Consider the following 14,933-nt stretch of genomic DNA (forward strand, 5'->3'; position numbering starts at 1 on the left):
CCGAAAGGACGCTCATGAACAGCACGGCCGCTTTTGCCGGCGCGCCCGCCGGTGACGCCTGGGAGGAGCTCGTCACCTCCGCGCTGCTCGGGACCGACCGGCGTACGCCACCGGGGTGGGCGCCGGGACGGGAGGCACCGGCAGCCCTGCTGGACGCGGCCGCCGTGGAGACCGTGCGGCGCCGGGCCGGGCTGCGCCCCGCGCGGGCCGCCGCCCGGCCCGAACCGGCCGCGCGGGACCCCCGCCCGCCCCTGCCGCCCGCCGCGGCCCGACGGCTCGCGATGCTGCTGGCGGACCGGTCCGGCGCGGGGTCGGGCGGTCGCCGGGGTTCTGCGCCCGACCTGATGGAGCTGCTGCCGCAGTGGCTGGCCCTGGCGAACGCACGCGGTTTCGCCCCGCCGCCGCAGGCGCTGCCCGCGCTGCTGGACGCCGCCCGGGGCCGTACCGACCTGCGGCCCGCCGCGCTGGCCTTCGCGGGTCCGCGCGCGCTGTGGCTGGCGCGGCTCAACGCGGACTGGCGGTTCGCGCTGCGCGCCGCGCCCGGCGGCGGTGCGTCACTGCCGGGCCACGGGGAGCCGGAGCGGATACGGGAGTTGTGGGAGGAGGGGCTGTTCGCCGAGCGGGTCGCGCTCCTGTCGGCGATCCGGGCGCAGGACGCGGCGACGGCCCGCGAGCTGCTGGCGACGACGTGGACGACGGAGCGGGCGGAGGACCGCCTGATGTTCCTCGACTCCCTGCGGACGGGCCTGGAGGCCGCGGACGAGCCGTTCCTGGAGCGGGCGCTGGCCGACCGGAGCCGCAACGTGCGGGCCACGGCGGCGGAGCTGCTGTCCGCGCTGCCCGCGTCGGCGCTCGCCGCGCGGATGGCGGACCGCGCCGGTTCCTGCGTCGCGCTGGACCGTACGCGGAGTGTGCCGGCGATCGTGGTGGAGGCCCCCCACCAGTGCGACGCGGGCATGGAGCGCGACGGCGTGGTGCCCAAGCCGCCGGCGGGCCGGGGGGAACGGTCCTGGTGGCTCGGCCAGTTGGTGGAGGCCGCGCCGCTCGGGACGTGGCCCCGCCGCCTCGGGGGGCGTACGCCGGAGGAGATCGTGGCGCTGCCGGTGACGGACGACTGGCAGGCGGAGCTGCACGGGGCGTGGTGCCGGGCGGCCGTGCGGCAGCGGGACCCCGACTGGTCGCGGGCGCTTCTCGGCGCGCCGTCCGCCCCGGAGGCCGGCGGCCCGGGCGCGGTGTCGCTGGCGGAGCGGGCCAAACTGCTCGCGACGCTGGGCGCCGCCGAGCGGGCCGGGTGGGTGGCGCGGTTCATCGCCACGCACGGGCTGTCCGAGGCGTTTCAGCTGCTCGGTGTGTGCGCGGTGCCGTGGAGCGAGCCGCTCGGACAGGCCGTCGTGGACGCGCTGAACATCGCGCGGGACGCGGGCAGCTATCCGTGGAGTTTCAGCGGGGTGATGGGGCTGGCCGAGCGGTGCCTGGATCCGGGGGAGGCGGGGCGTCTGGAGGGCCTCACCGCGATCCCGGACGAGCCGGAGGACGCCTCCCCGGGGGCAGGCGGTTACTGGGCCGAGGCCTTCCAGCGCCTCACCACCACCTTGCGGCTGCGAGCCACCATGTCGGCCGAGCTCACGGAGCCGCCCCCGTGACCGGGCACCCCGCGGCCGGGCACTCCGCTGCCGGCTCCGGGCACCCGGCACCGGCGCCCGGCGCACCCCAGCGGAGTCCCGCGCCCGGCACAAGGGGCGCGACGGTGCGTCCAAGGCTCGCGCGGTTTCCGAAGACGGCACCTGCACCGGGCATCCGCCATCCCGTTGGAAGCGCTACGCCCCCGCGGGCTGTCGCACGTTCGCCCGTACCCAGTCCACGATCGACGCCGTGGTCGCGCCCGGCGTGAAGATCTCCGCGACACCCTTCTCCTTGAGAGGCGCGATGTCCGCCTCGGGGATGATGCCGCCGCCGAAGACCTTGATGTCCTCGGCCTCACGCTCCTTGAGCAGGGAGATCACGGCCGCGAAGAGCGTGTTGTGGGCGCCGGACAGGATGGAGAGACCGATCGCGTCGGCATCCTCCTGGATCGCCGTGTCCACGATCTGCTCCGGGGTCTGGTGCAGTCCCGTGTAGATGACCTCCATACCGGCGTCGCGCAGCGCACGCGCGATCACCTTAGCCCCGCGATCGTGGCCGTCGAGCCCCGGCTTGGCCACCACCACGCGGATCGGACCGGCTGCCACACCCATCACTGCCTCCATGAACCGACTACACAACCCGGTGCCCCGCGCCGCACGGACCGGGGAAGTGAACGAACGTTATCGCCAGCATCCCGCACCCGGCAGTTTCACGGTGGAGACCGAGGGGGAAATCACACGGTGGGACACGTTCGCCGCGCTCGTCTCTGATTTCCGCGGCACACGCGCCGCGGGGACCTGCGGCACACGCCGCGGAGGGGTGCGCGCGACAGGAGAGCCGACTCGAGTCGCCGCACCACGGCGCCGCGAGCGGGGCGCGGCGGGGCCACCGGCCACCACCGGCTCGCCGCCCCATGGCTTTCCACGAGGGCACACGGGGGACAGAGGCGTCCTCCGGCGTGCCGACGGGAGGTCGGCCATGAAGGCCACCTGGGCAGTGCAACCCCTTCTTCCTCTCTGCCGGCGCATCCTTCCCGGCAGGCTGGCCGGACTCTCGACGGCTCTCCTGAAGGCGACGGCCCTGGAGATCACGATCCTCGCCGGGCATCTGCTCCTCTATCCGTCCGGCATCGCCCAGGAGCGCCGGGCCGCCCCGCCGCTCCCGCCGCCGGACACCGCCACGCTGCCGGGCGACGCCAGGCCCCCGGTGGTGCTGCTGCACGGGTTCATCGACAACCGCTCGGTCTTCGTGCTGCTGCGGCGCAGCCTCGCCCAGCACGGCAGGCAGCGCGTCGAGTCGCTCAACTACTCCCCGCTCACCTGTGACATCCGCACCGCCGCCGAGCTGCTAGGGCGGCACGTGGAGGAGATCTGCGAGCGCACGGGCCACGCGCGGGTGGACATCGTCGGGCACAGCCTCGGCGGTCTGATCGCGCGCTACTACGTGCAGCGCCTCGGCGGGGACCACCGTGTGCGCACACTCGTCACACTCGGCACGCCGCACTCGGGCACCCGGGTCGCTCCCCTGATGAACGCCCACCCGATCGTCCGCCAGATGCGCCCCGACTCGCCCGTGATCGGTGAACTGCGGCTGCCCGCGCCGGGCTGCCGTACGCGTTTCGTGGGTTTCTGGAGTGATCTCGACCAGCTGATGGACCCGCTGGAGACGGCCTGCGTCGACCATCCGGACCTGCTCGGGCAGAACGTGCGGGTGAGCGGCGTCGGACATCTCGCGCTTCCCGTCCACCCCGCGGTCGCGGCCGGGATACGCCAGGCGCTCGACATCGAGGAGACGGAAGCTCCCGCGGCCGGCCGGGCCGAAGGCCTGACAGTCGCCTGATATCGAACATTCATCGAACGCCAGGCCAAGGTCGTGCCTGCAGTCCCCCGAAACACGGCCGAATGCCCGTTTCCCGCCAGCACGAAACCTGCCGAAGATTGTCGCGCCCGCGTACCGCCGGGTACAGTCGCCGCACTGCTCTGCCAGCCCCTGTTGTCGAGGCGAAAGAGAAGTTGGTGAACGACCGTCACCCGTCGGGGACCGTTACCCCCCCGGCTCCGGCTCCCGATGCCGCCGAGGCGCACCATGCGCCGTACGGCCACCAGGACGCCCCGTACGGCGACTTCACCATGTACGACGGGTACCCCGCCACCGGATTTCAATCAGGCTGCGGCAGTTACGAGGCCGCGAGTTTCGCGACCGACCCGCTCTTCGGTGACATGCCGGGCTCCGCCCCGGGCGCGTCCACCGGTTCGTACGACGCCACGCAGTGGTCCGCCGGGGGCGATTCCTCCCCCCTCACGGGCGCACACCAGCCGACACCGGGCTTCGACCCGTACGCGGCGCAGCACCAGGCCACGTACGACACCGCCGGTTACGCCACCACCGACTGGTCCGGCGGCTACCAGCAACTCGGCGGTATTCCCGCGCAGTCACAGGGCCAGGACGCCACCGGCCAGTGGGACGCGGCCGCCTGGAACCAGGCCGAGCCCGCCAACCCCCTCGACCAGGGCGACCGCACCCAGCAGTGGGGCACGCAGCCGCTCGACACGGGCGCGTACGACGCCACCCAATGGAACAGCGACGGCGGCCAGGACGCGTACGAGACGTACGACCGGGCCGCTTCGTCGTCGGAGACCTACGACCAGCCGCAGTCCGTGCCCTTCGACCAGCAGGCGACCGCCACCTTCGAGCAGGTGCCGTACGACCAACCCGGCCGCCCTGCCGACGAGTTCGACGCGAGCGACGGCGAGGACGACTCGCACGACGGCGAGTTCGACTCGCACGACGGCGAGGACGACCAAGAGCCGCAGTCGCTGCTTCTCGACGGTGTCGAGGAGACCGCCCCGGAAGCGGCCGGGCCCGTTCCCGGTTCGCGTTCGGCATCGCGCGCCGGGAGCCGTTCCCGGCGCCGCGCCCCGGCCAGGCGTTCCGCCCTGCTGACGGTGGCCGTGCCCTCGGCGTGCGTGATGGGCGTCGCGGGGATCGCCGCCGCCTCCGTCGTGAGCGTGAGCGCGGACGACAACACCGAGACGACGGCCGCCGCTCCGGAGAAGACGTCCGTGAAGCCGTCCGCCGCGAACAACCAGCTGGACACCCAGCTCGCGAACCTCTCCGCCGACGCCGACGACTTCGCCGACCGGGCGAGCCGGACGCAGGAACGTATTGACCTGAAGGCCGAGCAGGAGGCGAAGCGGAAGAAGGCGGCGGAGGACGCGGCCCGCAAGGAGCGGCTGCGCCCCAAGTTCTCGCTGCCGGTCGCGCAGAAGGGGCTCAGCGCCTACTACGGGCAGTCGGGCATCAACTGGATGTCCGTGCACACGGGCATCGACTTCCCGGTCTCCTACGGCACGACGGTGATGGCCGCGACCGACGGCACCGTACGGACGCAGTGGAACAGCGCGTACGGGAACATGGCGATCGTGACCGCCAAGGACGGTACGGAGACCTGGTACTGCCACCTCTCCACGTACAAGGTCCCGTCGGGGACCGTCGTGAAGGCGGGTGACCCGATCGCGTTCTCCGGGAACTCCGGCAACTCGACCGGCCCGCACCTGCACTTCGAGGTCCGTCCGGCGGGCGGCTCGGCGATCGACCCGCTGTCGTGGCTGCGCAGCCACGACATCGACCCCACCTGAGTCCCACCCGCTCCGCGTCCCCCCAGCCCCACCGTCCCGCGTCCGCTGAGTGCACCCTTCGGGCACCCCTCTGCGCCGCACCGATCCCGTGCCGGCCGGCGCGGGCGCCCCGTCCGGCGGGCCCGGGCGGTGATGCCCGGGCCGGGCCCGTGGACGCCGGGCGCGCCGGGTTTCCCTACAGCTTCTCGACAGGCGCGTAGCGCAACAGCAGCCGCTTCGGCTTCGGTTCGCCGAAGTCGACCGTGGCCTCGGCGTTGGCGCCGGTGCCCTTCACTCCGACGACCGTGCCCAGGCCGAACTGGTCGTGGGTGACCCGGTCGCCGACGGCCAGGGAGACCACCGGCTTCTCGGCGACGCCGCGGCGCGTCGCGAAGCCGGACGCGCCGGAGGCGGCGGACCGCGAGCGCGACGAGGAGAGCGAGGCCGCCACACCCGAGACGGGGCCCGCGGCCACCGGGCCCATGCCTCCCGTGCGCTTCCAGTCCAGATGCGCGTCCGGGATCTCCTCCAGGAAGCGGGACGGCGGGTTGTACGAAGGCTGACCCCAGGCACTGCGCATGGAGGAACGTGTCAGGTACAGCCGCTCCCGCGCGCGCGTGATGCCGACGTACGCGAGGCGCCGCTCCTCCTCCAGTTCCTTGGTCTGGCCGAGCGCGCGCATGTGCGGGAAGACGCCGTCCTCCATGCCGGTGAGGAAGACGACCGGGAACTCAAGGCCCTTGGCGGTGTGCAGGGTCATCAGGGTGATGACGCCGTTGCCGTCCTCCTCGTCGGGGATCTGGTCGGAGTCGGCGACGAGGGCGACACGCTCCAGGAACTCGGCGAGGGTGCCGGCGGTCTCGCCCTCTCCGGCCTCCTGCTCGAATTCCAGTGCCACGGCGGCGAGTTCCTGGAGGTTCTCGATCCGGGTCTCGTCCTGCGGGTCCGTCGAGGCCTGCAACTCGGCGAGATAACCGGTGCGTTCGAGGACGGCCTCCAGGACCGTCGCCGGGCCGGCGCCGGACTCGACGACCGTCCGCAGGTCCTCCATCAGCGTGTTGAACCGCTTGACGGCGTTCGTCGAGCGGGCCGCCATGCCGTACGCCTCGTCGACACGGCGCAGTGCCTGCGGGAAGCTGATCTTCTCCCGCTGGGCGAGGGCGTCGATCATGGCTTCCGCCCGGTCTCCGATGCCGCGCTTGGGCACGTTCATGATGCGGCGCAGCGGGACCGAGTCCTCCGGGTTCGACAGCACGCGCAGGTACGCGAGGACGTCGCGGACCTCCTTGCGCTCGTAGAACCGGACGCCGCCGACGACCTTGTACGGCAGGCCGACGCGGATGAAGACCTCTTCGAACACACGGGACTGGGCGTTCGTCCGGTAGAAGACGGCCATGTCCCCCGCCTTGGCCTCGCCCGCGTCCGTGAGGCGGTCTATCTCGTCGGCGACGAACTGGGCCTCGTCGTGCTCGGTGTCGGCGACGTAGCCGGTGATCCGCGCGCCCGCGCCCGCGTTGGTCCACAGGTTCTTGGGGCGGCGGGACTCGTTCCGCTCGATGACCGCGTTCGCGGCGCTCAGGATCGTCTGGGTGGAGCGGTAGTTCTGCTCCAGCAGGATCGTCGTCGCGTCCGGGTAGTCCTCCTCGAACTGGAGGATGTTGCGGATCGTCGCGCCGCGGAAGGCGTAGATCGACTGGTCGGCGTCACCCACGACGCACAGCTCGGCGGGCGGCAGGTCGTCCTCGCCCGGCGGCACGTCCACGGGGTGCTCGGCGGTGCCGACGAGCTCGCGGACGAGGGCGTACTGCGCGTGGTTGGTGTCCTGGTACTCGTCGACGAGGACATGGCGGAAGCGGCGGCGGTAGTGCTCGGCCACGTCCGGGAAGGCGCGCAGCAGATTGACCGTCGTCATGATCAGGTCGTCGAAGTCGAGCGCGTTGGCCTCGCGCAGCCGCGACTGGTAGAGCGCGTAGGCCTGAGCGAGGGTCTCCTCGAAACCTCCTCCCGACTCCGTCCGGGAGGCCCCGGCGGCCTGGGCGGCGAAGTCCTCCTCGTCGATCAGCTCGTTCTTCAGGTTCGAGACCTTGGCGCTGAACGACTTGGGCGGGTAGCGCTTCGGGTCGAGGTCCAGGTCGCGGCAGACCAGGGCCATGAGGCGCTTGGAGTCCGCGGCGTCGTAGATCGAGAACGAGGACGTGAAGCCGAGCCGCTTCGACTCGCGGCGCAGGATGCGGACGCACGCGCTGTGGAAGGTCATCACCCACATCGCGTTCGCGCGCGGGCCGACGAGCTGCTCGACGCGCTCCTTCATCTCGCCCGCGGCCTTGTTCGTGAAGGTGATCGCGAGGATCTGGCCGGGGTGCACGTGCCGCTCGCCCAGCAGATACGCGATGCGGTGCGTGAGCACGCGGGTCTTGCCCGACCCGGCGCCGGCCACGATGAGCAGCGGGGAACCGGCGTGCGCCACGGCCGCGCGCTGGTTCTCGTTCAGCCCGTCCAGCAGCGTCGCCGGGTCCACGGCGGGGCGTGCCGCACCGTCGCGGTAGTACGCGTCCCGGCTCGGGGGCACGTCGAAACGGCCGCCGAACAGGTCGTCCGGAAGCTGCTCCGGCGTCCCGTCCTCGGGCGGCGGCGGGGGCTCTTCCCCGTGGGCCCCGGAGGGCTTGAGGTCCGCCAGGAAGCTGTCGTCAAAGAGGCTGCTCATCGCCTTCCGAGTCTAGGCCGCCCCACTGACAGCCCGTGGCCACGTCGGGACTCCACGGGTCTCCCAGAAGCGGACGGGCGGCCTCCGGCACCACGCGGGAGGCCGCCCGCCGGACACGTTCCCCCTGCCTGGAGCCCGCCGCCCGACCCCGCCTCGCCCTCCGGATCCGCACCGTCACCTCGGGTGACCGGCACGGACGAGACGCACGCCACGTCACGCGGACCGCGGAGACCGTCCGGACACCGAGTCGGCCGGAGGTGCGAAGCGACCCCCGAAAAGAAGGTCACAAAAACGTATCGGGCATATCGGCCATCAACCTTCACAGAAGCCACACGAGTTGGCTAACGTGCCGGTCAGGCCGCCCGACCCAACCGGCGAACGACGCCGGGCCGCGCGGCCTCCGCCGAATCCGGCGCGCCCACGCGGCGGCCGGAACCGGGGACCCACCGATCTTCGGGGTGAATCGGTCCGACCGCCCGTCCGGGCGAGGACCGTAGGGCAACCCTTCCGAACCACCCGCCCGAACCCGACAGCTAACCCGGTAGGCGGATCATGGAAGGAGTCGCCTCTCTTGGCGTCGCAACGCACAACGCGTCCCGCAGTGACGCGCGTAGCGGGCGCACGGGTCCCGGGTCTCGCCACGGCGGCCCTCACCTCCGTGGCCCTGCTCTCGCAGACCGCGAACGCCGCACCCTCGGCCGATTCGAAGCCCAGTCGCGAGGAAGTCCAGAAGAAGGTGGACGACCTCTATCACCAGGCCGGGACGGCCACCCAGCGGTACAACACGGCCAGGGAGAAGAGCCCCAAGCAGCGCACGCGGGACGACACCCCCCGCGACGACGTGGCCGGCCGCACCGAGAGGCCCCCCACCGCGCGCGCGGAACCGGTTCCGTACGCCGTCACCCTGTCCCGCACCGGGGCCGCCGTCTCCGACACCGCCCCCGTCCTGCCGGCCGGCCACACCGCCGAGCAGGCGGCGACGGTGCGCAAGGGGTCCGAGGCCGCCGGGGGGCCGGAGAAACCGGCCGTGCCGCAGCGGACGCTGAAGTCGGCCAAGGCGCAGGTGCAGCGGAAACTCGCCGACGCCCGCGGACTGCTCGCGCAGCTCACCGCGGCGGAGAAAGCGCGGCTCACGGCGGTCGAGGAGCGGCAGCGGGAAGCCGCGGAGCGCAGGACCGAGGAGCCGGCCCAGCAGCAGACCGCCCAGGAGAAGCCTCGCCCGGAGGCGCCCGCCCGGCAGGACCCGGACTCCCCGGCCGACGGCCCGGGCAGCACGGCGGACGCCCCCTCGTACGCCCCTACGCCCGGTACGGTGCTCGCCACGGACGGTCCGTCCTACGCCACCACGGCCGGCACGGTACTCACCACGGACGACCCGTCCTACGCCACCACGGCCGGCACGGTACTCACCACGGACGGTCCGTCCTACGCCACCACGGCCGGCACGGTACTCACCACGGACGGTCCGTCCTACGCCACCACGGCCGGGAAGGTGCTCGCCTACGCCCGGGCGCAGATCGGCAAGCCGTACGTCTGGGGCGCCATGGGCCCGGACTCGTACGACGGCTCGGGTCTCACGCGGGCCGCGTGGATGGCCGCCGGTGTCTTTCTGCCCCGCACCACCCGGGACCAGGCCGGCGCGGGCACCAGCGTCCCGCCCTCCGAGATCGCCCCCGGTGACCTGGTGTTCTTCGACGACGACAGCGGCCACGTCGGGCTCTACGCCGGCCACGGGATGATGATCCACGCCTGGAGGCCGGGCGCCTACGTCCGCGAGGAGCCGCTCCACCACGGCGGCGAGTCGTCGATCCACAGCGTGGTACGCCCGGCGTGAGGGCGGGACCGCGTCAGGCGTGACGCGGTGTCCGGCGTGATCCCCCGGGTCACGCCGGACACCGGCCGACGGTGGTCCGAGAAGGCTCAGGACCTTCAGGTCCAGAGCACCGCGATGAAGATGTTCGCCGTGGTCAACAGGCCGACCGCGGCGAAGGCGCCCTTCTCGACCTTCTCCTCGTCGCGCTTCACGTAGACGAGACCGAGGATCACGATCAGCAGGGCCAGCTTCACGCCGAGCTTGATGTTGTCGAGCGGGTTGTCGTCGGCCTGGTTGAGGCCGACCAGTACGACACCGGTGACCAGCATGGTGAGCGCGCCGTGCAGCATCGCTGGGACGAACCGGGCGGTGCCCCGGCCCATCGCCTTCAGCTGGGTGAGGAAGCCGCCGAGCAGCGCGGCGATCCCGATGATGTGCAGGCCGACGAAGAAATGGATGAGTACGTCCATGGGGCCGGAGCCTAATCGGGCGCCCCGGCGTCTCCCCGCACCGGCCTCCCCCGACCGGCCTGGCCCCGCCCCCCTGCCCACCTGAGTCACCTGAGTCACCTGAGCGACCGCGTGGGCTCATAGCACCGGGGCCTCCCCTGCCACCCGGACAACCGCCGCATCGGTCAGTACTCGGCGTCGAGCCGACACCCGCGGCCCGGGATCGCGGTCGCATACGGTCACCCGGCGGTCCACTCCCGCCACTTCCGCACATGCCGTCACGGCCCCCGCCCGCCCACGTTTAGCGTCCTCCCCCAGGTGACCGGCTCTCCACCGCCGCCCGGCCAGGGGCGGCACCGGCCACTTCCGCCGAAAGGTCCGGCGGCGCCCCGTCCCCCTGTGCGGGCCGCCGCCGGACGCGTCACCGCCTCCCGCTTTGGCGGTCGTGCGGCCCGAGTCTTCGCGAAAGGACGTGTGCCCTCGTGGCATCGCACCGCAAGCCCGGACACCGTTCGTTCGGCGGCCGGACGGCCCGCACCGCCGCCACCATCGCCCTCGCGGGCGCGGCGACGGCAACGGCGTTCGAGGGCACGGGGTACGCCGAACCGCAGCTCACCCCGGCGCAGGTCAAGGCCAAGGTCGACAAGCTGTACCAGGAGGCGGAGGCGGCCACCGAGAAGTACAACGGGGCGAAGGAGAAGGCCGACAGCGGGCAGCAGCGGCTGGAGACGCTGCAGGACGAGGCGGCACGCCGGACGGACCGCCTCGACTCGGCCCGCGACACGCTGGGTTCCATCGCCACCGCGCAGTACCGCAGCGGTGGCCTCGACCCCGCGCTGCAGCTCGCGCTCTCCGACGACCCCGACCGGTATCTGGACGGGGCCGCGCTCGCCGAACGCGCCGGGAGCCGGCAGGCCTCGGCCGTAAAGGACGTACGCAAGCAGCTGCGGGAGATCAGGCAGCTGCGCGGCACCGCCCACCTCCAGCTCGCCTCCCTCACGTCACGGCAGGCGGAGCTGAAACGCCAGAAGAAGAAGATCAACGAGAAGCTCGGGAAGGCACGGGAACTGCTGTCCCGGCTCACGAACGAGCAGCGGGCGCGGTTCGGGGCGGCCGGCGGCACCGGACACCCGTCCCGTTCGTCCGCGCGGGCCCCGGGCGTCCTGCCGTCCGGCGGCGGTGCGGAGGCCGCGTCGGCCACGGCGCCCGACTCCCGCGCGGGGGCCGCGGTCGCGTACGCCTACCAGAAGATCGGCCGCCCCTATGTGTGGGGCGCCACCGGCCCCGACGCCTTCGACTGCTCAGGGCTCACGCAGGCCGCGTACCGCGCCGCGGGCGTCGCACTGCCGCGTACGACGTACGCGCAGATCGGCACGGGACGACGGGTCTCCCGCGCCGAACTCCGCCCGGGCGACCTGGTCTTCTTCTACTCCGGAATCAGCCATGTGGGCATCTACGTGGGGCAGGGCAGGATGATCCACGCCCCGAACCCGTCGGCGCCGGTGCGGCTGGCCCCGATCGACCAGATGCCGTTCGCGGGGGCTACGCGGGTGGTGTGAGGACCCCGTACGGCAAGTGAAGGATTCCGGCCGGACGCGGGTACGCGCTGATGGCATGGGCACGTTCGCGCGGTAGCGTCGACGACAGTCGCGTACCGCCGCCCGTCGTCGCCCCGCATCATCGACGCCCGTCGCCGCTCGAGAGGTCCCGATGCCGCACTCCCTGCTGCCACCGCTTCCGCCGCCGTGGCACACGCGGACCTGGCCGGACCGGTCGGCGCTGCTTGCCGACCGGGGACGGGCCCTGGAGGAGCTGCGCGCGCGGAGCCTCGGGGTGCACCGGGTGCTGCTGCTCTGGCTGCTGTCGCTCGCGGCGATCATCGGGTGGGCGCTGCTGGTGCTCCCGATCCAGCAGTTCGAGCAGGGCGATCCCACCGGCTTCGTCCTCGGGCCGATCTTCGCGCTCCTCGGCCTGGCCTCGCTCGCCCCGCCCGTCGTCGCGATCGCCGTCGGCGTGCGCCGCGACCGCCAGATCCAGCAACTCCTGGACGCCTGGCTGGTGCTGGACAGCCACCCGCCGACGGACGCCCGCCTGCGCTCACCCGGCCTCAGCCTCTTCTGGCTGCTCTCCTCGGCCGGCATGTGCGCGATCGGCCTGTGGGCGTCCCTCGCGGCGGTCGCGGGGGCCGAGCCGAACGCCCACAGCGACGTCGCCCTCGGGACGGGCACCGGTCTGATCCTGTGGCTGACCGGCCTGATCGGGATCGCGAAGGCCGTACGCCACTACCGGTGGGCGCTGCGCATGCTCGGACCGGCGGCGGCCGGAACAGCCCGCTGAGCCCGACGGCTCACACCAGCCGGCGCGCCGTCGCCCAGCGGGTCAGCTCGTGGCGGTTCGACAACTGGAGCTTTCTCAGCACCGCCGAGACGTGGGACTCGACCGTCTTGACGGAGATGAACAGCTGCTTGGCGATCTCCTTGTACGCATAGCCGCGGGCGATGAGGCGCAGAACCTCGCGCTCCCGCTGGGTGAGCCGGTCGAGGTCCTCGTCGACGGGCGGGGCGTCGGTCGAGGCGAAGGCGTCGAGGACGAACCCGGCCAGGCGGGGCGAGAAGACCGCGTCGCCGTCCTGGACCCGGAAGATGGAGTTGACGAGGTCACTGCCGGTGATCGTCTTGGTGACATAGCCACGGGCGCCGCCGCGGATGACACCGATCACGTCCTCGGCAGCGTCCGAGACGGACAGCGCGAGGAAACGCACCGGCTGCTCGGGGTCGGCCATCAACGGAGCGCAGCGGCGCAGCACTTCGACGCCGCCGCCGCCCGGCAGGTGGACGTCGAGGAGCACCACCTCGGGTCGGGTGGCCGTGATCACCGTGACCGCCTGGTCGACGTCGGCGGCCTCGCCGACCACCTCCACGCCGGTCCGCTCGGTCTCCCCGATCTCGGCCTGCACCCCCGTACGGAACATGCGGTGGTCGTCGACGAGGACGACCCGCGCCCGGCGCCCGTCCGTGGCGGCCGCTCCGGCCGCCCCCGTGGACTCGCCGGCCGTCGAGGCGCCCGCTTCGGCTGAACTTCCGGGCCCTGCGGACCCCTTGGCCTCGTCCGGCCCGCTCACGTCACTCATGACGTACTCTCCGCCCTCTCCATCTCCAGCTCGACCTCCGTGCCGCCGTCCGGCACCGCGCGCAACCGCGCCGTGCCGCCGTTGCGCTCCATGCGGCCGATGATCGATTCTCTGACGCCCATGCGGTCGGCGGGTATCGCGTCGAGGTCGAAGCCGGGACCGCGGTCCCGGACGGACACGAAGACCGTCCGCCCCTCGACTTCGGCGAAGACCTGCACCGCGCCGCCCTCGCCACCGTACTTGGCGGCGTTCACCATCGCTTCCCGCGCGGCCTGCATCTGTGCGCCGAGCCCGTCGTCGAGCGGGCAGTCCCCGACGACGACCACCTCGATGGGAACGCCGTGCTTGTCCTCGACCTCCGCGGCATTGCGCCGGACCGCCTCGGCGAGGGTGTCCGGCTCCTCCGCCTCGTCCTTGCCGGTGCCCTCCGGTTTGTAGAGCCAGACGCGCAGGTCGCGCTCCTGGGCGCGGGCCAGGCGCCGGACCTCGCCCGCGCTCTCCGCGTTGCGCTGGATCAGGGTCAGGGTGTGCAGCACCGAGTCGTGGACGTGGGCGGCGACCTCCGCCCGCTCCTGTGCGCGGATGCGCATCAGCCGCTCCTCGGAGAGGTCCTGGGTCATACGGACCAGGTAGGGGCCGGCGAGGAGCGCTATGCCGACCAGGACCGCGAGCGCCGCCTGGAGGACCGAGCCGAGATGGGCCGCGGAGCCCTGGAGCACGAAGATGCCCGACACGCCCGCGGTGACCAGCAGGACGCCGGCGGCGGAACGCAGCAGGGTGAGCGTGCGTCTGCGGCGGCCCACCTCCATCCAGCGGGCCCGCCGCGCGTTGTCCGCCTGGCGCCAGACCAGGGCGACGCCCGCGCCGACGAGCACGGTCGGCCACAGATAGGCCTTGGCTCCCCCGCCGAGATTCACATTGCCCACGAAGACCATGGCCACGACGACCATGAGCAGCAGCGCGACGATCTGGCCCCGGTCGGGCTTGCGGGCCACGAGTCTGCGCCGGCCGTCGGGCGCGGACTCGGTGGTCACGGACGGCGGCCGCCCGGCGTCGACGCCGCCGACTCCCAGCGGCACGAAGAACCAGAACGCCGCATACAGCAGCGCGCCCAGCCCGTCCGCCATGAACAGGCCGACGAACACCAGCCGCACCCACACGACGGGCAGCCCGAGGTGCCCGGCGAGCCCCCGCGCCACGCCCCCGAGCCAGCGGCCGTCGCTGCTGCGGTAGAGCTTGCGCGGGGGCCACGGAACGTCGAGGGGCAGTGCTGCGGCTTCCGGCATGCCATCGATGTTCACACGAGCGGCGGGCCGGAGCATCAGGGTCGGCCCCCGAGACTCCCCTGATCTTCGGGAGCCCGGTGTCCGAACGGTTCCCCCCGGCCTCGTCAGGGACGATCTCAGGGTCGGGCCAGGGTCATCCCGGCTCCCCTCACGGCCCCTCGCCCGTCACCATGGACTCATGACAGATCAGCAGCACGCGGCAGCGGAGCCGGACCCCGGCCCGGGCGCCCGGCCGGCCGGTTCCGGTCCGCGGGCCGCCGCGGCGGGCCCGCCGGCCGGCGGCGAGCCGCGCGCGCACGGAGCCGGCGAGG

At 72.8% G+C, this 14,933-nt stretch carries 11 protein-coding genes and 1 riboswitch; of the genes, 6 read left to right on the plus strand and 5 right to left on the minus strand.

Translation table 11 applies throughout. The features are described from left to right. Window positions 1-14: 14 nt before the first annotated feature. The gene (locus tag AC0ZLC_RS26765; RefSeq protein ID WP_476754509.1) at window positions 15-1,643 is read left to right on the plus strand and encodes a DUF5691 domain-containing protein; all 1,629 of its coding nucleotides are present in this window, start codon (window positions 15-17) and stop codon (window positions 1,641-1,643) included. A gap of 174 nt (window positions 1,644-1,817) precedes the next feature. Here AC0ZLC_RS26765 and AC0ZLC_RS26770 read toward each other — a convergent pair whose 3' ends face one another. Beyond that, the gene (locus AC0ZLC_RS26770; protein ID WP_476754510.1) at window positions 1,818-2,234 is read right to left on the minus strand and encodes a cobalamin B12-binding domain-containing protein; all 417 of its coding nucleotides are present in this window, start codon (window positions 2,232-2,234) and stop codon (window positions 1,818-1,820) included. 367 nt (window positions 2,235-2,601) lie between these two features. Here AC0ZLC_RS26770 and AC0ZLC_RS26775 point away from each other — a divergent pair, with 367 nt between their 5' ends. Next, the gene (locus AC0ZLC_RS26775; protein ID WP_476754511.1) at window positions 2,602-3,462 is read left to right on the plus strand and encodes an esterase/lipase family protein; all 861 of its coding nucleotides are present in this window, start codon (window positions 2,602-2,604) and stop codon (window positions 3,460-3,462) included. A gap of 176 nt (window positions 3,463-3,638) precedes the next feature. Further along, window positions 3,639-5,261 (plus strand): M23 family metallopeptidase, encoded by a 1,623-nt coding sequence (locus AC0ZLC_RS26780; protein ID WP_476754512.1) that lies wholly within the window; start codon window positions 3,639-3,641, stop codon window positions 5,259-5,261. A gap of 175 nt (window positions 5,262-5,436) precedes the next feature. On the opposite strand, the gene pcrA is transcribed toward AC0ZLC_RS26780, so the two are convergent. Further along, window positions 5,437-7,944, minus strand: coding sequence for a DNA helicase PcrA (gene pcrA, locus AC0ZLC_RS26785; protein WP_476754513.1), 2,508 nt, complete (start codon window positions 7,942-7,944; stop codon window positions 5,437-5,439). 391 nt (window positions 7,945-8,335) lie between these two features. Continuing rightward, a riboswitch (cyclic di-AMP (ydaO/yuaA leader) is annotated at window positions 8,336-8,507 on the plus strand. Between the two features lie 38 nt (window positions 8,508-8,545). Between pcrA and AC0ZLC_RS26790 the strand changes: the two genes are divergently transcribed. Then, window positions 8,546-9,778: a C40 family peptidase gene (locus tag AC0ZLC_RS26790; RefSeq protein ID WP_476754514.1), complete on the plus strand. Its 1,233-nt coding sequence runs from the start codon at window positions 8,546-8,548 to the stop codon at window positions 9,776-9,778. A gap of 95 nt (window positions 9,779-9,873) precedes the next feature. Here the strand turns inward: AC0ZLC_RS26790 and AC0ZLC_RS26795 are convergent, their stop codons facing one another. Further along, the gene (locus AC0ZLC_RS26795) at window positions 9,874-10,227 is read right to left on the minus strand and encodes a hypothetical protein (protein WP_476754515.1); all 354 of its coding nucleotides are present in this window, start codon (window positions 10,225-10,227) and stop codon (window positions 9,874-9,876) included. Window positions 10,228-10,688: 461 nt separating this feature from the next. Between AC0ZLC_RS26795 and AC0ZLC_RS26800 the strand changes: the two genes are divergently transcribed. Together AC0ZLC_RS26800 and AC0ZLC_RS26805 are read left to right on the plus strand one after the other, a co-directional pair. Then, window positions 10,689-11,765 carry a C40 family peptidase gene (locus AC0ZLC_RS26800; protein WP_476754516.1) on the plus strand — a complete coding sequence of 359 codons (1,077 nt, stop codon included), beginning with the start codon at window positions 10,689-10,691 and terminating at the stop codon, window positions 11,763-11,765. 151 nt (window positions 11,766-11,916) lie between these two features. After that, window positions 11,917-12,543, plus strand: coding sequence for a hypothetical protein (locus AC0ZLC_RS26805; protein WP_476754517.1), 627 nt, complete (start codon window positions 11,917-11,919; stop codon window positions 12,541-12,543). A gap of 10 nt (window positions 12,544-12,553) precedes the next feature. Here AC0ZLC_RS26805 and AC0ZLC_RS26810 read toward each other — a convergent pair whose 3' ends face one another. Together AC0ZLC_RS26810 and AC0ZLC_RS26815 are read right to left on the minus strand one after the other, a co-directional pair. Next, window positions 12,554-13,327 carry a LuxR C-terminal-related transcriptional regulator gene (locus tag AC0ZLC_RS26810; protein WP_476754531.1) on the minus strand — a complete coding sequence of 258 codons (774 nt, stop codon included), beginning with the start codon at window positions 13,325-13,327 and terminating at the stop codon, window positions 12,554-12,556. A gap of 5 nt (window positions 13,328-13,332) precedes the next feature. Further along, a complete protein-coding gene (locus AC0ZLC_RS26815; RefSeq protein ID WP_476754518.1) occupies window positions 13,333-14,658 on the minus strand; it encodes an ATP-binding protein in 1,326 nt (441 codons plus the stop codon). Window positions 14,659-14,933: the final 275 nt, after the last annotated feature.

This window comes from Streptomyces sp. GLSS-08 (assembly GCF_056387915.1).